At 49.1% G+C, this 26720-nt stretch carries 23 protein-coding genes; 13 read left to right on the top strand and 10 right to left on the bottom strand.

Features of this window, described 5'->3' with window-relative positions:
* Window positions 1-395: 395 nt before the first annotated feature.
* From Mal48_RS09290 to aroH, 6 genes are all read left to right on the top strand, one after another.
* Window positions 396-2267, top strand: coding sequence for a sulfatase-like hydrolase/transferase (locus tag Mal48_RS09290; RefSeq protein ID WP_145198276.1), 1872 nt, complete (start codon window positions 396-398; stop codon window positions 2265-2267).
* A 38-nt stretch (window positions 2268-2305) separates the two neighbouring features.
* Complete coding sequence (locus tag Mal48_RS09285; protein WP_145198274.1) at window positions 2306-3316, top strand: LolA-like protein; 1011 nt, start codon at window positions 2306-2308, stop codon at window positions 3314-3316.
* A 205-nt stretch (window positions 3317-3521) separates the two neighbouring features.
* On the top strand, window positions 3522-4016 hold the full coding sequence (locus tag Mal48_RS09280) for a hypothetical protein (RefSeq protein ID WP_145198272.1): 495 nt from the start codon (window positions 3522-3524) through the stop codon (window positions 4014-4016).
* 212 nt (window positions 4017-4228) lie between these two features.
* Window positions 4229-5404 carry a class I SAM-dependent methyltransferase gene (locus tag Mal48_RS09275; protein ID WP_145198270.1) on the top strand — a complete coding sequence of 392 codons (1176 nt, stop codon included), beginning with the start codon at window positions 4229-4231 and terminating at the stop codon, window positions 5402-5404.
* Between the two features lie 218 nt (window positions 5405-5622).
* On the top strand, window positions 5623-6084 hold the full coding sequence (locus tag Mal48_RS09270) for a CYTH domain-containing protein (protein WP_145198268.1): 462 nt from the start codon (window positions 5623-5625) through the stop codon (window positions 6082-6084).
* A gap of 198 nt (window positions 6085-6282) precedes the next feature.
* Entirely contained in the window at window positions 6283-6654 is a 372-nt protein-coding gene (gene aroH, locus Mal48_RS09265; protein WP_145198266.1) for a chorismate mutase, read from the top strand.
* Between the two features lie 220 nt (window positions 6655-6874).
* On the opposite strand, the gene serC is transcribed toward aroH, so the two are convergent.
* Window positions 6875-8005, bottom strand: a complete 1131-nt coding sequence (gene serC, locus Mal48_RS09260; RefSeq protein ID WP_231739969.1) for a 3-phosphoserine/phosphohydroxythreonine transaminase — start codon at window positions 8003-8005, stop codon at window positions 6875-6877.
* Window positions 8006-8509: 504 nt separating this feature from the next.
* Complete coding sequence (locus Mal48_RS09255) at window positions 8510-8962, bottom strand: hypothetical protein (RefSeq protein WP_145198262.1); 453 nt, start codon at window positions 8960-8962, stop codon at window positions 8510-8512.
* A 389-nt stretch (window positions 8963-9351) separates the two neighbouring features.
* On the opposite strand from Mal48_RS09255, the gene Mal48_RS09250 reads away from it, so the two are divergent.
* The 7 genes from Mal48_RS09250 (at window position 9352) to Mal48_RS09220 (ending at window position 16997) form a co-directional block, all read left to right on the top strand.
* Complete coding sequence (locus tag Mal48_RS09250; RefSeq protein WP_145198260.1) at window positions 9352-10956, top strand: hypothetical protein; 1605 nt, start codon at window positions 9352-9354, stop codon at window positions 10954-10956.
* A gap of 120 nt (window positions 10957-11076) precedes the next feature.
* A complete protein-coding gene (locus Mal48_RS09245; RefSeq protein ID WP_145198258.1) occupies window positions 11077-11265 on the top strand; it encodes a hypothetical protein in 189 nt (62 codons plus the stop codon).
* Between the two features lie 136 nt (window positions 11266-11401).
* On the top strand, window positions 11402-12013 hold the full coding sequence (locus Mal48_RS09240; protein ID WP_145198256.1) for a TadE/TadG family type IV pilus assembly protein: 612 nt from the start codon (window positions 11402-11404) through the stop codon (window positions 12011-12013).
* A 297-nt stretch (window positions 12014-12310) separates the two neighbouring features.
* Entirely contained in the window at window positions 12311-12769 is a 459-nt protein-coding gene (locus tag Mal48_RS09235) for an A24 family peptidase (RefSeq protein WP_145198254.1), read from the top strand.
* A gap of 322 nt (window positions 12770-13091) precedes the next feature.
* The gene (locus tag Mal48_RS09230; RefSeq protein WP_145198252.1) at window positions 13092-14177 is read left to right on the top strand and encodes a hypothetical protein; all 1086 of its coding nucleotides are present in this window, start codon (window positions 13092-13094) and stop codon (window positions 14175-14177) included.
* A 229-nt stretch (window positions 14178-14406) separates the two neighbouring features.
* A complete protein-coding gene (locus Mal48_RS09225) occupies window positions 14407-15072 on the top strand; it encodes a hypothetical protein (RefSeq protein WP_145198249.1) in 666 nt (221 codons plus the stop codon).
* Between the two features lie 443 nt (window positions 15073-15515).
* On the top strand, window positions 15516-16997 hold the full coding sequence (locus tag Mal48_RS09220; RefSeq protein ID WP_197442197.1) for a sulfatase-like hydrolase/transferase: 1482 nt from the start codon (window positions 15516-15518) through the stop codon (window positions 16995-16997).
* 166 nt (window positions 16998-17163) lie between these two features.
* Here Mal48_RS09220 and Mal48_RS09215 read toward each other — a convergent pair whose 3' ends face one another.
* The 8 genes from Mal48_RS09215 to Mal48_RS09180 form a co-directional block, all read right to left on the bottom strand.
* The gene (locus tag Mal48_RS09215) at window positions 17164-17880 is read right to left on the bottom strand and encodes an ABC transporter ATP-binding protein (RefSeq protein WP_231739968.1); all 717 of its coding nucleotides are present in this window, start codon (window positions 17878-17880) and stop codon (window positions 17164-17166) included.
* A complete protein-coding gene (locus Mal48_RS09210) occupies window positions 17873-19177 on the bottom strand; it encodes an ABC transporter permease (protein WP_145198245.1) in 1305 nt (434 codons plus the stop codon). The genes Mal48_RS09215 and Mal48_RS09210 overlap by 8 nt, the downstream gene beginning before the upstream one ends.
* A 107-nt stretch (window positions 19178-19284) precedes the next feature.
* On the bottom strand, window positions 19285-20199 hold the full coding sequence (gene rfbA, locus Mal48_RS09205; RefSeq protein WP_145198243.1) for a glucose-1-phosphate thymidylyltransferase RfbA: 915 nt from the start codon (window positions 20197-20199) through the stop codon (window positions 19285-19287).
* 52 nt (window positions 20200-20251) lie between these two features.
* Entirely contained in the window at window positions 20252-20878 is a 627-nt protein-coding gene (locus tag Mal48_RS09200; RefSeq protein ID WP_197442196.1) for a PNPOx family protein, read from the bottom strand.
* Window positions 20879-20905: 27 nt separating this feature from the next.
* Window positions 20906-21649: an NTP transferase domain-containing protein gene (locus Mal48_RS09195; protein ID WP_145198239.1), complete on the bottom strand. Its 744-nt coding sequence runs from the start codon at window positions 21647-21649 to the stop codon at window positions 20906-20908.
* 79 nt (window positions 21650-21728) lie between these two features.
* The gene (locus Mal48_RS09190; protein ID WP_197442195.1) at window positions 21729-23183 is read right to left on the bottom strand and encodes a DUF1501 domain-containing protein; all 1455 of its coding nucleotides are present in this window, start codon (window positions 23181-23183) and stop codon (window positions 21729-21731) included.
* Window positions 23184-23344: 161 nt separating this feature from the next.
* Window positions 23345-24625: a hypothetical protein gene (locus tag Mal48_RS09185; RefSeq protein ID WP_145198237.1), complete on the bottom strand. Its 1281-nt coding sequence runs from the start codon at window positions 24623-24625 to the stop codon at window positions 23345-23347.
* Between the two features lie 144 nt (window positions 24626-24769).
* Window positions 24770-26536 (bottom strand): serine/threonine protein kinase, encoded by a 1767-nt coding sequence (locus Mal48_RS09180; RefSeq protein WP_145198235.1) that lies wholly within the window; start codon window positions 26534-26536, stop codon window positions 24770-24772.
* Between the last annotated feature and the right edge of the window lie 184 nt (window positions 26537-26720).

Raw genomic sequence — 26720 nt, 5'->3', positions numbered from 1 at the left:
CCGAAAACCTCTTCGATGGTCACTTTTCTCAGTGTTCAAGAGCGCAAATTCAGGTTTCAGAATCAGTTCTAAAAACATTGCTGTTCGCCACTTTGCAGAACCTGAACGCCAATTCGACAGATGTCCGAAAGAGAACCGTTTCTTTGAGAGAAGCATGCCCTCACTTAAGTTGTGAGCGAGCGTCTCCAGCAGGATTGAAAAGGCTGAATTCGTCGCATTCACTTGCGAAGAACCTCTTTCACATTCATGATGCCAGAACGTTTTCTGACTCAACGTTCACAAAATTGCTCATCATATTTTGCAAATGAACCATTCGTGCTGGGCTGTACAGAGTCCAATACTGGGACCAGCACTGGATCGCGTGAGCCGTTTACAACCTGTTCTGGTGAAAGCCAATGTCCCGATCGTCCACCGTATTTGCATTCCTGTTCATCGGTCTCTTCTGCTCGCTTTTGCCTGCAGCTGATCAACCTAACATCCTTTGGCTCACGGCTGAGGATATCGGCCCTCATTTAGGATGCTATGGAGACGACTATGCGGACACCCCCAAGCTGGACGAATTTGCGAATCGCAGCTTGACCTATCTCAATGCCTGGTCCACCGCTCCTGTCTGCGCTCCCGCTCGAACAACTTTAATCTCTGGGATGTATCCGCCCAGCACAGGTTCTGAACACATGAGAAGTCTGGCCTCGCTGCCAGAGCAGTTCAAAATGTATCCGGTCTACATGCGTGAAGCGGGTTACTTCTGTGTGAATCCGGGCAAGGAAGATTACAACTTACAGAAGGTCGGGAAAGTCTGGGATGATGTCAACAAAAAGCAGATTTGGAAACAGCTGAAACAGAAGCAGCCGTTCATGGCGGTCATCAATCAGACAAACACCCACGAATCAAAAATTCGGACGCGACCACACAAACAGATTCATGACCCTGCCGGCGTTCGCATTCCGGCACATCATCCCGACACACCGGAAGTTCGGCAGGACTGGGCTCAATATTACGACAACATCACCAAGATGGACAAATGGTTCGGCCAACAGCTTGATCAACTCAAAGCACAGGGACTGGCGGACGATACAATCGTCTTCTTCTACGGAGACCACGGCTCCGGAATGCCCCGGCACAAACGCTGGCCTTACGACTCTGGCTTGCGGGTCCCACTGATCATTCACCTCCCTGAGAAATTCAAAGACCTCGCCCCCGAGGAGTACATGCCCGGCGGAAAAACTGATCGCATTGTCGGGTTCATCGACTATGCTCAAACCGTCATCAGTCTTGCAGGTGCAAAGCCTCCAAAGCATATGCAGGGGCATGCTTTTCTCGGCAAGTTCGAAGAACCGGCACAGGAATACGGATTCGGATTTCGCGGGCGGATGGATGAACGTTACGACCTGGTTCGAACCACGCGAAACAAACGATATGTGTATATTCGGAACTACATGCCACACAAAGTTTACGGACAATACATTCAGTACATGTTCGTAACCCCGACAACTCGGGTCTGGAAAGAACTCTACGATGCCGGAGAACTGACCGACGCTCAGAGCCTCTTCTGGAAAACCAAACCATACGAAGAGTTGTACGATCTCCAGACTGATCCTGATGAAGTCAATAATCTAGTCAATTCAGCGGATCATCAGAACGTACTGAATGAACTACGTAGTGAACACGAAAAATGGGTGATGAGAGTTCGCGATGTTGGCTTCCTGCCTGAAGATGAACTACATAATAAATTCCCAGACATGACTCCCTACGAGATCGGTCACTCAGGCCCGGAGATTTATCCTCTCAAGCAGATTCAACATGTCGCAGCCATCGCTGCCTCAAATGACTTGGAACAGATTCCGTTTCTGATTGAGATGCTCAACAATGAAAACTCAACCATTCGCTACTGGGCGGCGATGGGGCTTTTGATGCGAGAAGAACGCGGGACATCAGAAGGTCAGGCATCTTTACGAAAAGCCGTGAAAAGCGATGACTCACAAAGTGTCCGAGTGATTGCTGCCGAAGCCTTAGGTCGCTACGGCGACAAACAGGATGTCAAACTCGCTCTCGACAGATTGATTGAATGTGCCAACCCGGAAAACCATGGGCAGTACGTTGCCATGCTGGCGTTGAACGCGATCGACTTCATGGACGATCGAGCAGTACCGATCAAAAAAGAAATCGAAGCTCTACCGCGAAATGGGGACTGGGTTCCCGCACGAGGCAAGTCTTACGTTCCCAACTTAATCACCAAGATTCTGGATGACATGAACGAAGCAAAATAAACCGAAGCAATGCTTAAGAAACTCCGGTGTAAAAGAATATGGTACGACTGTCCAAAAGTGATCTGACACAAAAAGTGAAGCAACCGATGGTTTTAGACTCGCTGCAGCAAGTTCGAAAATGCAGCCTGCTCATTGCTCTCATTCTTTCCTCTGCACTGCAGGCCGGGGAAAGCCTCCCCAATATCGAAGCGGTCAAGAGACGGATTCAGCAAACTGAATCGCTCATACAAAACCTTCAAGTCAACGAGAAGGCCGTTTGCCGTCAACGAGACCTTCAGGGGGGAGACGAGATTTACGAGATGGACCGTGAGTGCCAGTGGACGATTACAGCAGACGGAAAAAAACATTACATCGCCACCGGCGAGACGCTTCGTTTCATGGCAAATTCCGCCACGACAAATCCCTTCAAAGTAGAACTCGCTTTTGACGGAACGTACTCAAGATCTCTCGAATACCTCAGCCGTGACCTGGCGAGAATCTTCTCTGGAGAAGTCGCAGACCATCCCTCTTACTACAGCATGCTGCCAACGGAGTTCACTGTTCTTGGTGGACGGGAAAGCCTGCTCCAGATTCTGGAGAAAAGAGAGTACAAGGTCGTTGGACGGGAGGAATATCAGGGTCGCGAAGTTCTCAAGATCGAAGGAGAAGCAATTGAACGTGGTGGATGGTTTTGGAATCGCCGGATCCTCTTCGACATGCAACGTGGCACGCTGGTTAAAACGGCCTACTTGATGAAGCAACAAGCAGAAAAGGAATGGATAGAATACGCCATTTGGGCTGGGTCAAACCATGAGGAAATTTCACCGGGGGTTTGGCTCCCGCTGAAGTACCGCAAGTATTCATTTCTCGTCAAAAAGAACGATGCTCCGAAAGAGTTTTCCGACGGATACGTTGGAACTTTCTCGAACTGGATTGTGAACGCCAAGCTGCCCAAGAGTCGCTTTCAACTCATCTTTCCAGAAAACGTTCCCGTCAACGATCAGCGGAAAGGGGCCAACGGTCGCTTGCTCAGTCAAGCTGAAATCGAAGAACTCAATCGACAACAGTAGCTCAATGAGGATCGTGATAACATTTTTGATCAAAAAGAGTTACAAGTTTTTTATGAACGATCGGTGGTCATGCAACTGGTCTTGATCTCTGTAGACTTGTATGATCAATGGAAGAGCACTGTTGATGACGTTCAACAGAGATCGTTTTCAATAAACTGATAAGACTGTGTATTCAGGTGTCTACAATCAAACAGGAGATTCGCTCGTGAAAGAAAAAATGACGGAGAAAAAGACATTCTGGCTGGCGGCCGGAACTCTGTTAGGAATGGCGATTGCCTATTACTGCCCGCAAGAGCCAGCCTACGCGGACACCGCGATGGGGAACGAAAAATTCTCAATGTGTACAGTCCCAACTCTTGCAGGACAAAGCGAAGCCGTCTTTATTCTCGATAACCTGACCGGTCGTTTGTTAGGAGCTGGGCACAACGCACAATCAAATACATTTACTCAAACATACGCTCGAAATCTGACAGCTGATTTCCGAGTCACCGATAATGCCCAGTACGTCATGGTTTCTGCACGTGCACAGTTTCAATCGAGTGGAACTGTCCCCCCTGCGAATGGTTGCATTTACATCGGTGAGCTCAACTCCGGAATTGTCAACATGTACGGTTTTCAATATTCAGCAGGCAGCCGCAAAGTTCCAACCCGAGAACTTGCTCTGATCGCCAGCTTCCCTTGGAGAAACTCAGTCAATTAGTGGCTCATTTTAACCGAACGGAATTCCGTGGTGATTGATGAGCAGGCTTACAGGCCTCGGAGCGGCTTCCGAGCCAAGCCTGAATTCAAGATCTAACAAACCACAAAAAAGCCTCCTCTCTTTCACAGGGAGGAGGCTTTCTCTTTCACTACTCTTTTTCGAATCATTCATCGCCCAATTCCATCACCACCTTCAACGCTGAAATCATTGCCGTGACGTTGCAAGATCCTGAATCTGAAATACTTCTCCAGCTACAAAAACATCCGGAACTGTTCGCCGCAATCGAGTCTTCTGATGAATCGGAATTCAAACGGCAACAATCTCTGCGTGAGAAATATCCCGCTGAACTCGTCCGAGCAGCTCTGACACTTTGTGAGTTGAGGTCAAAAGCCAAGGATAAATTTTCAAAGGGAGACCAGATGTGGTTCGACCGAAAAGGGCTCGAACAATCGACTCCTGAAGCGGTGGCAAATCACAAAGCGAAGCGTTTTCAACACGCAACATCGCCAATCTACGACCTCTGTTCCGGGATCGGCTCGGACTCCATCGCGATGGCGTCAGTCGGGAAGAACGTTCACAGTGTCGACGAGTTGCCTGTCGCCGGAATACGCACAATGCTCAACGCTGCGATTTATGGCGTTCAGGATCGAATCACAACAGAAGCCTGTGACGTACGCAGCCTGGACCTCGGTGGGCATTGGATTCACATTGACCCAGATCGAAGATCGAGTCAAAAAAGGGCGGTCCGACTGGAAGACTATGAACCTCCATTGGAATTCCTGCAACAACTTACTGAATCAACACCAGCGGGAGCGATGAAACTCTCTCCGGCCAGCAACTTTGGCGGAAAGTTTCAGAACTGCGAGATCGAACTCATCAGCCTCAACGGAGAGTGCAAAGAGGCAACCGTCTGGTATGGCGATGCAGCAGGGGAGTGCGACTGGACCGCAACAATTCTCCCCGCTGGCTACACACTGACAGCAAATCCTTGGGACCATTACCCGCGTGTGGGCGAACTGAATGATTACATGTACGATCCCGATCCTGCGATCGTTCGCGCTGGACTACTCGACGCACTTGCAGATCAAATTGGCCTGACTCGTCTTGATGACGCAGAAGAATACCTGACCAGTGCCAAACTCATTTCAACTCCAGCAGCCACTCCATTTCGTGTCCTCGCAACTCTTCCAAACAACGCGAAGGAGATGCGAAAATACTTCCGTGATCATCCTGTTGGAGAAGTCGAAATCAAATGCCGGCACGTCCCGACAAATGCCGACCAACTGAGAAAGAAACTTCCTCTCAAAGGTCACGGACGTGCCACGCTTTTCATTGCCAGACTTCAAGGAAAAACAAAAGCTGTTGTCGCAGAAAGAGTAACGGCATAGAACCGGTTAAATATTAATGTCGCATTCTGCCTCGTGGCGAACAGCATTTTACTAGAGCCAGTCCGAAAACCTCTGGAATCACTGTTTTTCTCAACGTTTGAGGGAGAAAATTCAGGTTTCAGGATCAGTTCTAGAGAAACGCGTTCTTCACGGGAACAGGGTAGATCAAACTCAACTCAAACCCGATTTCGAAACCTGAAAGAATAGGCGAAGCAGACATGGGAGTTGAAATCGAACGTAAGTTTCTTGTGCTGCAGTCGTACCAACAGGGGGAGCCGATCCTTTATCGACAGGGATACCTGTCGAGAGAACCAGGCAGAACTGTTCGCGTGCGGGTAGCCGGAGAGAATGCCTGGATCACAATCAAATCCTCAACGCAAAACTTCTCACGGCAGGAATTCGAGTATCCGATTCCCCTGCCGGATGCGCAGGAACTACTGCTTCTGTGTGAGGGCTTTATCGTTGAGAAGTATCGCTGGCGAGTTCCGCATGGCAAACATACGTGGGAAGTCGACGAATTTTTGGGTGATAACTCCGGACTGATTGTGGCCGAAATCGAACTCGACTCAGAAGACGAACTGTTCGAGTTGCCTCCCTGGATCGGCGAAGAAGTTTCCAGCGACATGAGGTATCACAATTCCAATCTATCGGTCTATCCTTTCCAACAATGGGAAGACTGAACATCCCTCGCAAGATGGCTGAATAGACTTGCTGGCCTCAAGGAAGGACGTATCAATCAAATTTGGATTTGCTCAAGAGAGACCGTTATGGGCTCAGTTCAAATACCGGCTGAAATTTTGAATTCACGGATGATGTGACTCTAATGTTTCGCTACACTCTTGGGCACTTCACCCCAATTCTCTAAAAACGGAAGACTAATGCCCGTACGAGGCGTAAGAGGCGCGATCACTGTCGAAGCGAACACGAAAGTTGAGATTCTCTCAGCAACTCGTGAACTGCTTGAAGAAATTATTGCGCGCAATGAGCTCAATGATTTTTCTGAAGTCGTCTCTGCAATCTTCACGACAACGACAGATTTAACCGCCGCGTTTCCAGCAGAAGCTGCCAGGGAATTAGGAATGGGCTCCGTTCCGTTGCTGTGTGCATCTGAAATCGAAGTCCCCGGAGCCTTACCCTTAGTGATTCGCATTCTACTGCATTTGAACAGCGACAAACACCAGTCGGAAATGAATCACGTCTACTTAAGAGACGCTCAGAAGCTGCGAAAAGATATCTCAAACGCCCAATGAACTTTTAGTGATTGAGCAAACGCTTGCATTGCTTTAAGGATCTCTCGCTCCGCCAAGCCGATGGCTTGTAAACAGATGGCGCTGAGTATCTTCTCGGCATCTGTATCAACATTGTTCGGGAGCGTTCCCTCAGAGAAGCCTCCCGAACATTCTGCGTCAAGCAACTGCCTGCATCAAACATCCGCCTCGAATTTCGAGGCGGATTCAAAGGCATCGCTGATCAGCTGTTTTTGGCTTCGAAGTCTGTCATAAAGTCGACGAGTTCCTTCACCCCTGCAGGTGGAAACGCGTTGTAAAGACTCGCTCGCATTCCGCCGACACTTCGGTGACCTTTGAGACCATCGAATCCGGCTGCTGTAGCTTGCTCGATGAATCGTTTGTCAATCGTTTCGTCACCGGTCACGAAGGTGACGTTCATCAGCGAACGGCTTCCCCGGTCTGCGGTGGCGCGGAACAGGTTGCTATTGTCGAGGTACGAATAGAGAACTTCCGACTTCTGCTGATTACGGATTTCAATTTCTTTGAGGCCGCCTTGCTTCATGATCCATTTGAAAACGAGCCCCATGAAATAGATTCCAAATGTCGGGGGCGTGTTGTAACAAGAATCGTTCTCAGCGAAAGTTCGATATTGCAACATTTCCGGGATATCGAGTTTGCCTGCCTTGACCAGATCATCGTGCACAACAACCAACGTAACACCAGATGGGCCCAGGTTTTTCTGCGCACCGGCGTAAATCATTCCATACTTCTTGATATCAAGCGGACGACAGAAGATGTCACTACTTGCATCGCAAATCAAAGGTGCGCCGTCTGGAGTCTCTGGCTCTTTATGGAACTGAGTCCCGAAAATTGTGTTGTTCGAAGTGAAATGAACATACTTCGGGTTCGCAGAGTATTCAGCCGTCTCCGGGATGTAGCAGAAATTGCGGTCTTCGCTGGTACTGGCAACGTGAGCTGTTCCAAAACGTTTTGCCTGGGCCACGGCTTTCTTCGACCAGGCTCCTGTCACGAGGTAATCAGCAGTCTCCCCCTCGCTGAGAAAATTCATGGGGAGGGTGAAGAACTGTGAAGAGGCTCCACCTTGAACAAACAGGACCTGATAGTCGTCAGGAATCTCTGCAAGTTTCCGACAATCTGCGATCGTCTGAGCCAGCACTCCGCTGAAAGCAGCCCCTCGGTGCGAATGCTCCATGATGCCGATTCCGGTCCCATTGAAATCGAGCAGACTGTTTTGAGCTTCTTCGAGCACTTCGACTGGAAGAACGGCAGGACCAGCTGAGAAATTATTGATTCTTTGAGACATTGGATATCGGGTGTTGGATTTTTCGATGGACGAGTGAAGCGCGGACAATCTTTCACTCCTGAAATTCTATCGAGCAAGTCGACTCATCGGAACAGAGAGGGCGCCGCTTCAGAATGTTCGTTCCGAGAGATACTCAATTCTCAACTATTTAACGAATTCTCCCCGTCTGTCACAATCGAAGAGCTGGGGGAGTTACTGGAAATCAAAGAAGTTCGCTCTTTTTCCTTTTTTATCAACAACTGCTGATCAAATCGGAAGAGACAGAGAGGCTTCTCTCAACCAGGAATGAAAGTAATTTTCAACTTGGTTTTTGATATCCTACGCAGTTGAGCATGCTGCTTTACTGATATGAACAAGTGAGAAGCGAAAAAGAAAAGGATGCGTTTCAGAGAGCAATCCCAAGGTCAGTTCTCATTAGAGAAATGCGTACTTCGCGGGGACACGGTAGAGCAAAGTGATCTAAGCAGTGAAACCAGTCATCCGGCGATCATCTCTGGCACCGAGATCGCTTCGATGTCTCCTCGCTTCTCCAGAGGACCTTCCTCTTCTTGTCTATCGACTGGCAACTTTCGCAGGACCACCGCCGAGCGTGTTGTCATTGGCACGTCGAAGAACGAGCCCGCGAGGTGTGCTGTTCCGAGAATTATTTTCCCCGTAGGGGACCAGTTCCATTCGAATTCGATCCTGGCCCATAAAATTGAGTTCGAATTGAAACTTCTGACGCTCGTCGTTGCGAATGACGTCAACGAACAGATTGGGAACCAGCTCTCTATCTTTGACGCGTTTTGCCTTCCCGCGAAATTCGAAATGTCCCAGGGCTAACCCTTGAGAGGAGTTCCAGATGACAGCATTGTCTTCCCGGAAACGAATGGTCATCTCTCCAGAATACCAACGACCGATGAGTAACTCACTCGGAGATTTTGCACATCCCGATTGAGAAAGCGTTGCAAAGAGAACTCCAGTAATCACAAAAACCTGCGTGATGTTTCGTCGAGTCTTAGCCATCTCACACCAATTCGATTTGCAAAAAAATTTGGAGAGAGTGTATCGAACACTCCGTTGGTCGAAATTCTTATGGTCTTTGAATCTTTTCCGAAAGATGCCTTATCAGGCACATTCTGGATCAATTCCAGGACATCATCGCGGTTTCTCTATCCGCGTAGAGCGTTATCCATATGCTCATTCACTCATTTTACCAAGCTGAATGCTTCCATCTGGTTCAATACTGCTCTAGAAGAAGATTCAGACTCGACATAAGTATTAGCACAAAACGTGCCGCATGATCTCGCAAGTGCGGAACCGTCCAGTGTCGATAAAAAAACTGTTGAGAACCGGATGCGCGTAGCCAGGCGTTTACACTTTCGCTGCGATTTCTACAGATGAACGACTTGAACATGCCAGAAAAGAATTTGAATCAAGAGAAAACGATTGCCACGATTCTACTGGGGCTGATGTCGTGGCTGTTTCTATGTTCACTTACAATTGCAGATCCCGATCTTTGGGGGCATACCCTTTACGGAATACGAGCGATAGAGCAGGGGGTCTTCACAGAGGCAACCGACCCTTTCTCGTACACCGCAGCGGGTGATCGATGGGTCAACCATGAATGGGCGACAGAGTACGAGTTCGGTGGTTTGTGGACTCAATTGGGGAATCGCGGCCTCCTGCTTTGGAAATACGTCATCCTCGCCTCGATGACTGCAATACTGACCTGGAACCTGTGCCGCTCCGATTCAAATCTTGGTGCTCGGGTCATGTTGGTGACCTTCACGACACTCTGCCTCGGCAACTTCGTAGTCTATATCCGCCCGCAATTGGTGACGTTCCTATTCTTTCCGGTGTTTTTGATACTTCTCCGAACTGCATGGGAACGACCAACACGCCTCATCTGGAGTCTCCCCGTTCTCACGATGATCTGGGTGAATCATCACGGCGGTTTCCTCGCCGGGATTGCTTTGATTGGGTTTTATGCGGTGATGGCCTGGGGCCGGGCAGTATTGAAAAAAGGAGACTATCTACTCGCCTATCAACTTTCGGCAGTCTGCGGGCTCTCAATTTTGTCGACTTTGATCACCCCGTACGGTATCGAACTTCACTCGATGCTGTTGACGCACTTGGGGACAGAGCAACTCGTTCGAGAATGGCAATCTGTCTTTCAAGTAGAATTTTCCTGGGTGTATGTGGCTCCATTTCTCATTTTAGTTTTTGCGTTTGGAGTTGGCAGAAACTGGAAATGGATTGATCTCTTAACCATGGCGGTCATTGCGGCTCAAGCAGTCATGCACTTACGACACATCGCTCTTCTCTGTTTAGCCGAAGTCGTTTTCTTACCGGCAATTTTGACGGATGCTCTGCAACGAACTTTCCCCAATTTGTGTCAACGATGGGGAGCGCCTGAATCCTTCCGCTTACGACGATTCGGAGTCGCTGCGGCAATTATTTTTCTTTTCCTGTTGGGAATCCGGGGTGCAATTCCAATTATGAAAGCTGGGCTGCTACCGACAGAAATCGTTGTAGAAACCACGAGCGGTGCCCCAGGCATGCCGACACGGGCAGTTCGGTTCCTCAATGATCATGAGATCTCAGGAAACATTCTGACAGACTATGGATGGGCGCAATTCGTGATCTGGCAAACGTTTCCGGAAAGTCGAGTCGCTTTTGATGGACGTTACCGGACTGTGTACAACCCGACTTTGGAGACCGATTTCCTGGAATTTCAACGAACAGGACAGACACTTCCGCCGAAAACCCCGTTTTTAGATCAATATCCGACACAAATCGCACTCTTGCCTGAAGAAGCAGGCCCTGTCAGCTATCTAGAAAAACGAGAGGATTGGCAACTCCTCTACTCGGATGGACAGGCAAGAATTTACATCAAATCAGGTTTTCTTCCAGTCTCGAAAACCTCAGCGTTGCAAGTCAATCTGCCTAAGAAATCGGGGTTCGACTGGGAAATTTTTCCGGCAGACCGCATCACCGGCACAAAGATTGCCGAATAGCGAGATGAGGTCGTGTGCATTCCCGTCACAATTTCCGGATTTGTCCGGCAGGGAGTGAGGCGATCACTCAAGGAAGAATATCGGAACTCGCAGCTAGCAACGGTGAAAAGAGAGTCCACAATGGTCAATTTGATGAAAAAAACAGTCGCTAAAGCGAACGAAAAACGTCGCGGATCGATTTTCGTTGAGTACCTCCTATTGTTGACAATTGTCGGAATTGGTGTCTTGGTCGGACTCGCCACCGTGCGAGTTGCATTGGTTAATGAATTGAACGATCTGGCAAACGCCATTAATGCCATTAACAGTTAAGCACGACCATCAACTGAAAACCGTATTCACTGGCTGAGGGAACTCAGTCACAAATACGATGATGTTTTCTGAGAAGAGTAATTTGCCCTTCTCAGCTTGTCAGTAAGTTGAGCTAATTCTCCATTGGAGTGGATGCTTGTTACGTGTTCGGCAACATAATCGATCGACCTCAGGTCACGAACGAAGCGGTTCAGTGACTCTGGAGTTCATTATTGCGTTCCCGATTGTCTTTATCGCCGGGCTCGCAATTGTCGAATTCTTCTTTCTCATCCTCGTCATCGAGGGTGGAACAACTGCTTTGCACGAAGGGACTCGAAAAGCCGCCGAATTATATCCCTCAACGTTTCCGCTGGATCTTGCTGGTGACGACGACGACATTGCCGATAAGGTTGTCGCAGTCATTAACCAACACTTAAATGTCTATAACATTGAAGTCGTCGATTCAGCGAATGGTCTCGCCACCGATGACCCCAAAAAACAAAACGCGACAGTCATAATAGAGCGAAACGGAATGACAGTGACCCGCCCAGCAGGTGGTTCACTAAATCAGTCCGGGAACGTGATTGGCTGTTCAAGAACGGGTCCCCCCCCCGATATCGACGAAGTTGTTGTGACGTTGTGCTTTGAGTTCGTAGATTCCGCTGATCCAAGTGGAATTGACGGACCAGTCCCGGACTGGCTCGCGTCATTTGGTTTTTCACTCGCGGGCTCAAAGTTTGAGATGACGTCGAGAGCGAGCTTGGAGTAAGATGCCTGACTGTTACGATTGCTCATAAAACAGTCATCCACTTCGAACTCAGCAGGCAAAAGCCATCATGGAAGAAGTCTTACAACGATTCACAGCGTGGTTTATCAAGTTCGCTGTTGTTTCCTTCATTGTTTTACTTTCGACACACTTGATCGCCCGATCGATTCGAAGCAAGAAGAAGCAAAAAAAAGAATCACCTGATCAGACTAGCACTGAAACGGTGGAAAAAACCGAGGCCACCTCTTCAGAAGAGACCTCGTGATTGACCTGACTCACACTCAGAAATGAGGTTCCACAATGGATACTGTCACCGCCATCGCCACGATCGCTCTTGTCGCCACAGCTGCGCTTTGGGACTTCAGAGAAAACCGCATCCCCAACTGGCTCACACTTTCCGCAATTCCTGTTGGAATTGTCTGGAACACCTGGATGGGCGGATTCGCAGGCTTCCAGATGTCGCTGGCCGGCTTCGCAGTCGGTTTTGGAATTCTCTTTATCCTCTTCGCGATTGGCGGAGGTGGAGGCGGCGATGTCAAACTGATGGGAGCTTTGGGAGCATGGGTCGGAGTCCAGACAATCATCACTGTCTTTTTACTCGCTACAGCGATGATCTTCTTACTCCTCGTCTTCAGTGCCATGATGAAAACCATCTCGCAGAACGCGAAAACAGGGAAGCATACCGTCGCATTTGCTCTTCCAGTCTTCGTGGCGACAACTGTGCTGGTTCTTGCGAAAGTCTGTGTGGCTGCGGGGTAATTGAAGTCGATATAAGGTGGGTTGCGTTTGAGGGGGCTCCAGCTGCACGCCCTTTTTTCAAACCTGGCGAATGATCGCTTTGGTACTGTTCGCTGAACCAATCGAGCAACTTTCTTTAAGAACCGCTAACAAATCTTCGGGAACCGTTCTGGTTCACTGGAAAATCGGCAATGATCAGTTCTGGGCGACAAAAACGTCTTGAATCTTTGTGTGTCAGCATGTTCAGCCGAAATCGGGCTGGTCACAGTCGGTTTCCTCGACGATAATTTTGATTAGCGCATTCAGCTTGCGTTCTTTCAGAAACGGAATTCGAGGTCCAAACATGCACCGCTCTTCACTTGCCATTTGTCTCTGCTGTTCAGCTATGGTCTTGGCACTGCCTATTGAAGGCTTCAGCCAGAAGAAAGTGGAAAAGCCAAAGGACTACAATCCTTCCGAGAAAAAAATCCCGTCAAACCTGCCCACGGCGCTGCAGGCGAAACGAATGTATGGGCAATCACCTCAACAGCTTGAATCTGCCAGCCGGTCGGCGTTCTTAAGATCACTGATGCCACTGGAAGACCATCTCCGCTACATGGCGATGGCACGTGACGCGAGACTTTCAGGAAGCGATCTCACCCAAAAACAGAAGATTGAAGCATGGGGACAGTATCGAGAACAAATTGCAGAAATCGTCCCTAAGATTCAACAGTTCAATCAGCCCGGTGCAACGGGATGGGCTTCTGAACTCGCATGGGCCAAGTATGCAATCACCCGTGCCGATCAGCGAATCGCTGAGTTAGCTGACAACCCAGTCCAATTGGCATCCGCGAGAAGCGAAGCTCAACAGGCCTCACAACAACTCCTCTCGCAAACAGAATTCGATTATGCTCTCGGCATGTCAACACTTTCTGATTTGACATATGCCAAAGACCGGTACCTTGCAAGCAATGATGCCGATCGAGATCGTCGCCTGGGTCAGCTTGCAGGTGTGAAAGCGATGCAGGAGGCATGGAATCGACGTGGAGCAGGCATTGGTCGGGCTGACAAGATTCTAGAAACAGAAGTCGCACAGAATCTCTTGAGGTTCCAAGAGACATTGAAAAGTGGCGAACCGAAAGAAATCGCTGCTCAAATGGCATCGCTCGATAGAGTGAGTCGCCAACATTTCCAGACTTCAGTGGAATACTTCAAAAATGGAACCGCACCGCTTCATCAATTAACAAATTCAATACTCTTGCGTCAGAGACTTCAACAGCTGCAACGGGAAGCCCCCGAACTTGCCAATAAGGACTCGAAGAGAGCGTTCCAGGAAGATTGGAACACGCTTCAGCAAGCTGCCGCCTCAAAGACAGATCGACGTGGTCGCATCCAAGCTGACCTGCTGGCAATCGATCTTCTGTCAGTGAGCGTCAACAGTGACAAGTAAAGGACACAGGAAAAGCCCTGTTAAACTGTACGGCTTTTGACGAATCCACCGCTTAATCCGATCATTCACGATCACAGATTCCTGTCAATGTTGAGTGCTGTTTTGGTCCGATCAAACTGATAAGAACGGATTGCGTAGGCGACATTAGTTGCTTGTGAGATCTCATAGTTTGAAACTGACCATCTTAATTTGGACAGCCCAACTCCTACATTTTCACGGGATCAATGTCATGCGATATGCAAAATTGTTTGCAACGACCAGTTTCCTCGCAACCTTCGCAATTATGACGCAGGTTGAAGCGCAAGAACCTGCTCCAGCACCGCCTGCGGTTGACGCTATACCAGAAGCAGCAATCGACGATGTTTCAGTTCCGGCTCCAATGCCCTTGCCAGCATTAGCCGACGAAGGAACTGAAGTCCCCGCTGGGGAATACAGCGACGCTTTTGGTGAAACATACAGCGGCGAATACTGTGACACCGGAGCCACTTGCTGCGACACTGGCGCAGTATGCTGCGACGCAAATGCTTACCGCTGCTGCTGCTGCGGCCATGAGGGATGCTACATGCCCGGCATTCACTACCGTAAGAAAAACGGCAAGTTGAAATGGTGTCGCGTCTGGACAACTGGTGACATGTATCAGCACTACGCTTACTACCCCGCACACCACGGATACTACTACTTCCGTCCTTACAACTACACCAATGTCCTGGAACACAAAGAAGTTGTCGTGCGACTTGGCGGCGAACGAAATCATCCTTACTCAGTTGCCATGTTCGAGCCAGTCTACGAAAACTACTACCTGACTAATCCAAAAATTGTTGAAGAAGCACCAACCATGGACATGATTCCAGGAGCTTCACTTCTTCCAAACCTTGAAGAGTTGCTCAACAATTAGAACTGCTTGATCTCATTGATTCCCTAAAGGCTGACCACTAAAAAAAGTGGTCAGCCTTTTTTATTGCCTGGTGACAAAATCCACGTCCCGTGCCATGTCCGGTATGTGAATTGCTGAGTTAATAGATTCGCACCACAATGACTCACTAGAACCAGTCCGAAAACCGCTGGGATAGCCACCTTTCTCAACGTTAGAGCATCTTTCGAATTGGTTTGCAGCATCTGCCTCGTGCCGAACAGCATTACTACTTGAGAAGTGCGTTCTTCACGGGCACACGATAGAGCAAACTGCTCTAGAGAGTAATTTCAGGTTCCAGGATCGGTTTTAAATCCTCTGAAAGTCAGTGGTTTTGTTCCAGAAACGACTCAGCCCTTCAGAATTACTTTAAAGTAAAACCTGAAGACTCCCAGTCTTTTCTCTGATACTAGATGATGGATATTTTCATGATGCGACTTCGGATTTCAATCGGACTACTCGCGTTGATTCCAATCATGTTTGGAGCGATCTCTGCCGAGCAAGCAATTGTGCAATCCTCGACAGTTCAGAAGTCAGCAGATTCCAGCTTGGTGCTTGCGCAGGGCCCAGTCGCACAACCGCAAACCCAGGAAGATGATCGTCCTACATTTTTTGACGGAATTCGAGGGATCATTGGTGACTCACCAGCTTTCGACGATAATGACGCAACCGAGAGTCTGGTTGAGAGTTTGAACCGTGCTGAGAAAGCCTACAAAGAAATCCGACGAAGTAATCGCGAAGCGATTCGCGGCATGAATCGACAAGTTCGCGTCGGGACTGCCAGGCAAAGTCCGCACATCGTCGTGATCACCGTCCCGCAACTTCGGTTTGACCAGCTAACTTCAATGAATCGTCTCTCTGGAATACGCAACAGTGGGATGACCTTCACGAATTATTACGCGCCTGCAGACAACCTCACTTCATCACGATGGAGTTATCTTACCGGGAATCTCGCCGCCAAGTCTCCCGCTGAAGGTCGATTGAATCGAAAAGAATCACTCGCTGAATCACTCTGGCAGGCAGGCTACGAAACAACCCTGATCGGAACCTGGGCCAGCAATCAACATCCTGTCGAACTCGGTTACGATCACTGGACAGGGTTTCCTTCGAGTTCTGGAGTTGTGGCTCGTTATCCTGAGTTCTTCTTCACCCAAACGACTCGTGCAAAAATCATGAGTGACAGTGACTCGAAGCAGGCAACATCTCATCAGCTGATCACCGACGAAGTCACGAGTTTCCTGAAGCGTCATCAACGAAGTTCTCGACAGTTTTATCTACATGTCGGAATTCCATTTTTACAGGGCGTGAAATCTAAAGAGAACATTCAGGAAGTCGACAAAGCGATCGGACAGATTGTTGATTCACTCAACACTCTCGGACTGGCTGGCAGGGTCTGTTTAATAGTTACTGGAGAGACCAGCCATCAGATCGCAGCAGATGTTGACAAGAATCTTCCTGTCGTTGATGAGAAACTGGCTTATTCAAAGTCTGGAACCAATGAGGGAAATCTGCGAACTCCGTTGATTGTCTTCTGGGCTGGTAAGGCAAAGCGTGGCAGCATCAGCGACTTTCCTTGTACCGGAGTCGACCTGCTTCCGACCTTGATGAATGTTGCTGCCGCAAGAAAGACTCCTCAAGGGATCGATGGAATCTCGCTGATTTCAGAAATCCAGGGAGGAGAACAAGACATTGAAAGGCTCCTTTACTGGAAAATGAAAGACGGCGGACAGGTCGCACGTCGTGGTCGCTGGAAGGTCATTCTCAAAGGGGGAGAGAAACAACTTGAACTCTATGACTTGAAAAACGATCCCTCTGAATCAACGAATGTTGCGAAGAAGCATCCTGATATCGTCGACAGCTTTATCGTAGATTCGAAGCCACAGCAACCGGTGGATTCGCAGACCCTGTAGCAGAGATAAGTAGCTTCCGTGTCCGTGAATCGCGCTCATGGCGGACACGGAAGCAAGTTTTAAAGCATCTTTCGAATTGGCTTGCAGGATCTGACTCGTCGCGAGCGGTCTATGATGTCACAAGAGTGAACTTCACGGGCACAGGGTAGAGCAAACTGCTCTCAATTCAGTGCTGAGAGCTATTGGAATTAAGAAATTTCCCATCCTGCATCTTGAGGATACGGTCTCCCTCATAGATATACCGATGGTCGTGGGTGACAGTCACAATTGTTGTCTTGAGATCTTTGTTCAGTTCGCGAAGAATTTCGAACACTTCATGACCGGTCTCGGTATCAAGTTCTCCTGTCGGTTCATCAGCGAGAATCAATTTTGGCTTCTTTAAGATCGCGCGTGCGATAGCAACTCGCTGTTGTTCTCCTCCTGAGAGTTCATTCGGACGATGATGAATCCTCTCTCCCAACCCCACTCTCTCTAACAATGCGATTGCTTCGGCTCGTTTTGTTCCCGCTTGACCGGTCGGGATAAATGGCGCCAGAACATTGTCGAGACAGTTCAGCGTTTTGAGCAAATTGAAACTCTGGAAGATGAACCCAATATCTTCGCGGCGTAACGAGTCCAATCCCGTAGCGGAGAGTGTCGACAGCGGCTTGTTTTCTATCAGTATTTGCCCCGATGTCGGTTGGTCCAGCCCTCCCAGAAGATACAGCAACGTGCTTTTCCCGCTCCCTGATGGCCCCACAATAAAAACAAACTCTCCCTTATCAATTTCACAACTGATATTGCGCAGCACGGGCGTTTCGACTTTGGAACGATGATAGGTCTTGGTGAGGTTTTTCACCTCAACCAGTCTGGATTGAGTTTCGTTTGAGGAGTTATCATCCACGGCGAATTGACTCCATCGGCGAGAGTCTCGAGGCCCGCCAGGCTGGGTAAAGTCCGCCGATGAGCCCTAATCCAACGCTGAATGCCAAGCCAAACAGCAGTAGTAAAACCCCAGCGTGCAATTGCAGGCGTCCCGGCCAACCGATATTCACGAGGATCGTCGCCAGCCAGCCAACGAAGACCCCAATTGCCCCTCCACAAAAACCGATCAATCCGCTTTCAAGAGTCATGAGTCGAATGATGTTTTGCTGGGACCACCCATTCGCTCGAAGGATGCCAAACTCTGTCGTTCGTTCGGTGACACTCATCATCATCGTGTTCACGATACTCAGCGTCGCGATCGAAACACCAATCGCAGTCATCAACCCCAAAAAGATATTCAAGTCGCCACTAAATTCTGCAATCCGCTTGCCCCAGTCATCCGCTGTTCGAACTTCTATTGGAGATGATGTGGATGCCGTGATCTCCGCAGCACTCTTGATCTTCGATGATGACTCTCTCTTCGCCACATTTTTTCCCGCAGGACTTTGAAAACTTTGCCCGACCGACTTCACGAACTCAGACAAGACGTTCGCAGAGGCTGGCTTCCAATCGCTCAAATCTCTTCCGCGAAAATGATTCTGAATACTCTCTTTCAGCGTGATGTCGTCAATTGTCCCATCCGGTTCAACATAGAAACAACCCACTGTCTGTTCATCAATGCGGCCAAGTGACCGGCAAGTTGCAATGTCCATCAGGATGTTGACATCGAGCATCAGCGAACCGGTTTCGTACACTCCAATAATCTCGAACTCAACACCGTTGAGAGTGATGGTCTCGCCAACTCCCTTTTGGCTACTTGTCGAAATTTCGCTGCTGACGAGACAGTGATTTGTGGATCGGTCTGCCATTTCGAAAAAACGTCCCTCGACAAGATTTTCTCGATAGATGCTCCGTTTCAACTTCAACCGGGATTGAATCTCCATCCCCACTGCAAAGCGTGGTGGATTGATCACCATCTTCGTATCAAGTTGATTGACTCGGCAAAAGACTTCCGGGTCCACAACTCCTACACCGGGGATTGATTCCAGTTCATCCTGCCAACTGGCGGGCAAGGTCGAGAACAACGGGATCGGTGCCCCTTTTTGTTGTACGAGCAGTCCGGGGATTTGATCGAATGTTTGAGAGACCACCCGATCAATACCACCGGCAATTGAGAACAGCCCGACCATTCCGCTAATTGCGACTGCTAACCCCAATACAGACAACGCAGTCCGTAGCGGTCGGCTTAGCAAATTTCTCATCGCAAAACGAAACATCAATCCTCGGCGTCATTTCTTGAAAACCGGTCGAGTGTCAATCTGATCTTGCTGACAAGAATAACAACAATCACTCATCGCAGCTAGAAATGAGACGCGGTGGGAATTTACTGTTCGAGCCGGATCACACTTTCGTCGCGTCCCTGCTTGAGCAGGTCAAGAAGGTATTCTCCGTAGGCATTTTTTTTCAGCGGCTCAGCGAGTTGAATCAATTCATCATCGCTAATGAACCCAAGTTGCCATGCGATTTCTTCAGGGACACAAATCTTTTGCCCCTGACGCATTTCCACAGCTTCCACAAATCCAGATGCCTGCAACAGCGCTGAAGGTGTTCCGGTATCGAGCCAGGCATAGCCACGGCCCATCATTTCGACATGCAGTTTCTTGGCATCAAGGTAATGCTGATTGACGGATGTAATTTCGAGTTCTCCTCGAGCGGAAGGCTGCACTGCTTTCGCAACTTCGATGACATCGTTGTCGTAAAAGTAGAGCCCGGTGACCGCATAGCGAGACTTCGGAGCTTCTGGTTTCTCGATGATATCGACCGGCTTCCCTTCCTGGTCAAATGAGATGACACCATAACGCTGGGGATCACGAACACGGTAAGCAAAAACGGTCGCTCCAGATTTTCGTGACGCTGCACTGATCAACAGTTTTTGAAAGTCGTGCCCATAGAAAACATTGTCTCCGAGTACGAGGCAAACAGAATCCGATCCGATGAACTTTTCCCCCAGGATAAAGGCTTCTGCCAGCCCCCGAGGTGCATCCTGCTGCACATATTGAATCGAGATTCCCAACTGAGAACCATCACCGAGAAGTCGTTGGTAATTGGGAAGATCTTCCGGGGTGCTGATGAGCAGAATCTCGCGAATCCCGGATAGCAGCAGGACACTCAGCGGATAGTAAACCATCGGCTTGTCATAAATCGGCAACAATTGTTTACTGATCACCGAAGTCATCGGATGTAGCCGCGTTCCCGCTCCCCCGGCTAGAATGATTCCCTTCTTCACGACTTGCTTCATCTCTTCCCTAACTATTTACTTCTTTTCAGCGCGAATTTCTTTTCAACACGAACTACGGACAAACCCAGGACGCTTCCCAGCTTCCTTCTCCTGATTCGTCGGCCTTCCAGTAGAACTTAGCACGCACATTCCCGGTTTGTCGCAAAATAACGAGGTCCATTTCCTGAATTCGAGTGGTAATGACGCCAAAATTTGTCTTCCCATCCTCCGATTCTGACTCAGACGGCGGACGATCAGCAAACTCCTCTGGGAAGTTGACGCACATTTGTTCTTGCTTTGTCCCGGGAGTCAGGTTCCCCAAATAGGCTCGCCGGCTGATCAACTTGCTCTGTTCCCATGCCTGATCAACACGTGGCCCAATGGACCGGACGACACTCGTTCCCCTCAGAGTCAGTTGGACTCGCTCGACCGGATCCCAAAACAGAACTGAGGTCCTGCAATCATCGAGAATCTGCTGACACTTCGGCGATCGTAAATCGGTATGCCAGGTCAACGTTCGACTCTCTGGCTCACAACGCCGAAGGACGAGCGTGCGAAGCTCAGGGCCCTGTTTACTCATTGAAGCAAATTGAGCGAGAGACCAAGGCTGATCAGGTTCGCCCGCAGACGATTCGAGGTTGCTCCAAATCTGAGTCGTCAGCTTTTCAAAATCGTCTAAAAGATTCAAAAATGTTTTCAATTCGAACTCCTTGATTCTGAAGAAAAGTCACTGCATCCGTTGCTTCATGACCTTCTCAACTTCCGCCAATTGTTCTTGAGTATTCACCCCCATCGCTTCGGCGATATCCAAACGGCACGCCGCAGCGACTCTCTTTCCGCGTGCTCGGAGAATCTCGGCGCAATCGGTGAGATAATACTCCCCTTGGACATTATTAGGCTTCACATCATCGAGCGCTGAAACCAGTGACGGACCATCAAAAGCAAAACACCCGGTGTTGATCTCAGTGATCTTCTTCTCCTCCTCCGAGGCATCTTTCTCTTCCACGATACGCAAAAATTGTTGCTGATCGTCCCGGACAATTCGGCCAAGCCCTTTGTTGTTCTCCGTCTTCGCTGTTCCCACAACGCACGCAGCCTGAAGCTGATTCATCTCATCAATAAGTGCAGAAAGAGATTCCCCACGGAGCAGGGGAGTATCCCCGGTGAGTACCAGAACCGGCCCTTCATGCTCAGCCAAGTGTTCGCGGCAACACATCACCGCGTGACCAGTCCCAAGTTGCTCTTCTTGAAGAGCGAAGTGGACATCTTCCTGATGTTCGAGGGCGGCTTGAACTTCTTCGGCTTTATGTCCCACGACGACGACAATTTTTTTGGCGCCAGCTGCTCGGGCTGCAATAAGCACATGGTCCACCATGGAACGTCCGCAAACTTCATGAAGAACTTTCGGCAATTCCGACTTCATCCGCTGACTTTTCCCAGCTGCCAAAACAACCGCCATCACATCTGACATCAACAACTCCCGTACCTTTTGAATATGAAATAAAAATGAACCAACAGCCTGAGTCAACTGAGTTTAGAACACGGCGAACTTACGCCAGCAAATCGTCGATCACATGACCATGAACGTCAGTCAATCGATAGTCGCGGCCTTGGAATCGATACGTTAAACGAGTGTGATCGAAACCGAGCTGATTCATGATTGTCGCCTGAAGATCATGAACATGGACTTTGTCCTCGGTCACAAAATAACCAAATTCGTCGGTCTTTCCGTATGTCATTCCTGGTTTGATTCCACCACCAGCCATGAAAATTGTGAAGCAGTGAGGATGATGATCACGGCCCAGAAATTTCGAGCCATTTCGTTCTTCATTGAGAGGTGTCCGCCCGAACTCTCCGCTCCACACAACCAGAGTTTCATCCAGTAAACCACGTTCTTTCAAATCGGCAATCAGTGCAGCGACCGCTTGATCCATAGGCTGACAGCGACCAGGAAGTGAGTCTTTAATATCGTTCCCCTTCGAATTGCCATGGAAATCCCAGCCCCAATCGAAGAGTTGAACGTGTCGCACTCCCTTTTCAACAAGACGACGCGCAAGTAAACAATTGTTTCCGAAACTCGCCTCGCCGGGCTTTGCTCCGTAGGCTTCCTGAATATGTTTGGGCTCGGCATTGAGGTCCATCACTTCGGGGACGGACATCTGCATTCGAAATGCGAGTTCATACTGAGCAATACGGGTCAACGTTTCCGGACTTCCAAATTGCTGAGCCTGAAGCTCATTGAGCTGACGAATTGAGTCAATTGTCAATTCACGAGTCTTCCGATCCATTCCTTCCGGATTGCTGACGTAAAGCACCGGGTCACCTTTCGAGCGACATTGAACACCTTGGTACACCGAAGGCAAAAAACCGCTGCCCCAGGCATTCTTTCCGGCACTTGGAGAAGTTCCCCCTGAGATCAGAACAACAAATCCGGGCAGGTTTTCATTTTCCGCCCCTAGTCCGTATGTCACCCACGAACCCATTGATGGCCGCCCCTGACGTGGCGAACCGGTATAGAGCAGCAGTTGCGCGGGAGCATGGTTGAACTGGTCAGTGTACATCGATTTGACAAAACAGAGATCGTCAACCTGCTCGGAAATTTTGGGAAGAATGTCTGAAATCCAAGCTCCACTTTCCCCACGTTGAGAGAAATGATGCGGCGTTCCCAAGAGCTTGGGCGTTCCCTTAATGAAAGCAAACCGCTCTCCCTGTGTCAGTTCCTCAGGACAGGGCTGACCGGTCATCTCGACGAGCTTTGGCTTGTAGTCAAAGAGATCATGCTGCGGAGGCGAGCCAGCCATATGCAGATAGATAATGTTCTTCGCTTTGGCTGCAAAGTGCGGTTGCCTTGGAGCCAATGGATTCACACGAGTCTGAGCGGTTGCCGACTCCGCACCCAAAAGGCCAGCGAGTGCGATTCCTCCCAAGCCAACAGTACTCTCTTTAAGGAAGTGCCGTCTGGTTAACTGCTCAAGTTGCGCGAAATGCATCGACTGTCTCGACATCGTTCTGCTCCGGTTGGGTCTTACAGAACGTTATTGTAGCAGATTGCTTTGATACTCTTCGAGAGAGAAACAGTAGACAGCACATCTCCTTAACATACAGAGACATTGGATCAGATGAGTGAGAGGACAGAACGCATCACGAATCGGCTGTAAATCCTTCGCTATGAGACACGATTCGAATCGCGTCGCCGAGCCACAATCGCACCGGCACCGAAGAACAGAGTGAGCAGTCCGAGACCGGTTCCGAGAATCGCTAATCGATCCTGACGAGCTCCGTTTTGCCAATGCGCATAGAGTTTCCTTTTCGTTGACTCACTGATGTCGAGCTTCCAGGCGAGTTGCTTCATTTCCCCGGTGAATTCCCGAACTTTAAAAGGCCAGATGATCTCGCACTCTTGCTCCAGGATTTTGCTGCTGAGAAAACTCTCAACTGAAAAGGTCGTTCCTCGCATCTCGGGATAAGTTCTCGCCAGTTCAGACTGGATCAAGGAGTTTGCAATCGGCTTAAGTTCCAATTTTGCTTCATCCAGAGATGAGTATCGTTTTGAAACCAGGACAATCTCTCCCTGTTTGGGACGAACAAGATTCTGACCATTCGCTTCTTCAACCCAAGCTGGAATTTCTGAGAGTGTTTGAGAACGAGTCCCAGTTGTCCCTTGATAACGGTGTGTAATTTCTCGAATGGCTAACGGCCCCTCTTCGTTTCCCTGTTCGTTTTCTTCGTTGACAGGGATCAGATCGTCAGCCGCAGTGGAGACATCTTCGGCATCTATTAACTCGCGAAGTTCCGCATCAGCGTGAGTGACATGCTGTGAAGGTGAAACCTCAGTAGCGCTATATCCCCCGAGTAGCCCTACAGCGGCTATCCCAAGAAAACAGCAAACTGTAAGTACTGGCCTCTTCCTCCCGAACCAGACAAGACTGCCTAGCACAAGCAGCCCAATTACTCCTAAGGTGAAAGTCATCGCCCAACTCGAATGTTTTTCAGTTGCTTTGGTAAAATTGTCGTAAACGACTTCAGTATCATGTCGGGGGCTGAAGTCAGTCATTCCATGCGAATTGTAACTGGTATGTCCGCCAGCATGTTCATGCTGCTCGGAATGCGAATTAGGATCATGATGCTCACTATCTTCATCTTGATGCAAAGCCTTTGATTCGCTCGCTCGAATTTGATCTGCAACAACAGCCAAGTTTTGCTTCGCTTCTAATCGGCTTTGTTCGACATGAGCATGCTGGACTTGGCTGTTCCGTACAAAAAACAGCCCAACAACAGCTGCGATCAATAGAAACGGAATTCCGAGGAAGACGAAAAACACTTTCGACCAATCGACGCGGCTACATGATTGCTTCGATGTTCCTGTCAACGCAGCCCCTCCAAGGACGCCCGGGACAACCAGCAGCAGAAAGCTGAGTAACAATAATTCAATGACGCCGAATGTCATGTTCAAATCCTATTTTTTGCTCGTCTCAAAATGACTTCTTCGCTCTTACCAAACTCTGCACAAGCCATCGAATTCAAGTGAATACGACAACGCGAACAGAATTCTTGGAGGTTCTCATGAATCAGGTATTCTATTGTGCTGTTCCTATTGTGCTCTTCGATGCCGCGAGGGACGTTCACTTAACGGGGCTGCAAGTTGTGTGACACAAGCTATGATCACTCCCCAGGCAACAGCAATTTCACTCGGGAATGTGAATATCGCAGTCGCCAACCACGCGACAAACACAGTGACGATTACGGCTCCGACACTGAACCGTTTCGCCCTGAAGGGAGAGGTCATCAATTGCCAGTTGCGAAATCCAAGAAATGCTGCAAAGAAGGCAATGTAACCACAAATCGAAGGCATCCCGTTATTCACCAGGAAATGGTCTCCCAATTGGGTAAACATTCCTTCAGACGGCTTTCCAAGATGCTCCACCATCAGAAATTTCTCGACGCCATATGCTGCGACTCCGATGACAACACCTGCGAGAGCAAAGTTCACGGAACTGACCTTCTTGCCTTTTCGAAGTTCTTTTCGAAAATAAGGGACTAGAAGAATCACCCAACTTGCCAGGACAGTCACAGTGAAAAACATTCCCAGCAAACCGAGGTCAAGACTTTCAAGCTGACTAGAAGTCCCGAGCAATGTCGGCTTCAAAACTGCCAGACAAGCGATCAATAACGCCGAAATTGGAACTGCCGCAAACAGTGAACCAAATGCATCTGCACTTCTCGACGCTGCTTGTGGAAATTTTCTGGGAGCTTGAACACGTGTCGTTTGAACAACCCTTTTTGAACCAGTTTGTGATGCGCGAATTCTTCTCCTTTGCCAAAGCACTCCAGCAATGGCTCCCAAAAGAACAAACAGTTCGGGACTCACAACTCGAATTCCTAACAATGCGACAAGATAATCAATCACGAGTCCGGCGAGTCCACCTTTGAGCACCCCAGCGAGTGTATTCATCAAAAATAGACCTGCATTCGGCGCAGAGGACTTCGGAGAAACAGACTGAGAAGTTGCTTTAAGCTGTTCGGCCTGTTCGGGCTGATGAGTCGATTTTTCAGGTTCAGATGAAACCCCGAGCACAGCTTGTCCAAAAGCACGATTTAGGGCTTCTACGCTAGAGTATCGTTCGCTGGGATCTTTCATGAGCGCATTGGCAACAACCCCTTTGAGTCGTGGCGGCAACTTCTCAAGGTCCGGTTCTTCACTGAGATGCTTCATCAAAATCTCTCCGGTCGATTCACCATCGAAGGGGAGCTCTCCTGTCAGCATTTCATAGAGAATAATGCCCATAGCATAGACATCGACTTCGCGGCCATATTTCCCTTTCGCCACTTCAGGTGCCATGTAGTGAACTGTTCCGACACTTTGTGTTTGAGCGCTGTGACGACTGGGAGAAATACATTTCGAAAGTCCAACATCACCAATTTTGACAACACCGTTTTCCATGAAAACGTTCGCCGGTTTCATGTCTCGATGAACCAAACCTCTGCTGTGCAGATACGACAGCCCGTCGGTCATGCCCTGCAACCATTTGCGGACAGTCTCCATCGGAAGTCCGTTGGGAGAGTTTTTCAATACGGTATCGAGCGTCAGACCGGAAACGTACTCCATCACGATCCAGTGGTCCCCATCGCCATCCTGCCGAACATCAAAAATGGTGACGAGATTTGGATGAGACAAGTTCAAACATTGCTGAACTCCGCGAAGTTCGATGTCGGCGTTGTTCTGCAAGAGCTTCAGCGCAACCTCGCGTCCTGCATCTGACTTTGCGTAGTAGACCTCACCAAATCCTCCACGATAAATCGCGCGCTTGATGGTAAAGCCTTCAAGAGGTCGTGATTCTGGAGTAAAGGTGAATTTCATTGTCTGGCTCGCAATTCCGTTGGGGAATCATTCGTCATGACCAGGGGTCGTTTTGTTTCGACATGGTCATCTTTTCCGGTCTATTCTTATTAACGCAAAAAAAGGCTCAGCGGATCAATCTCTTCTCAAGTTCCTTGTTTGATCCAGCTTTTCATGAATTCACTTTAACAAAACCTGATCGAGA

It is taken from the genome of Thalassoglobus polymorphus, assembly GCF_007744255.1.
GTDB lineage: Bacteria > Planctomycetota > Planctomycetia > Planctomycetales > Planctomycetaceae > Thalassoglobus > Thalassoglobus polymorphus.
The sequence above is the reverse complement of the archived record's forward strand: the minus strand, read 5'-3'. Positions and strand labels throughout refer to the sequence as shown.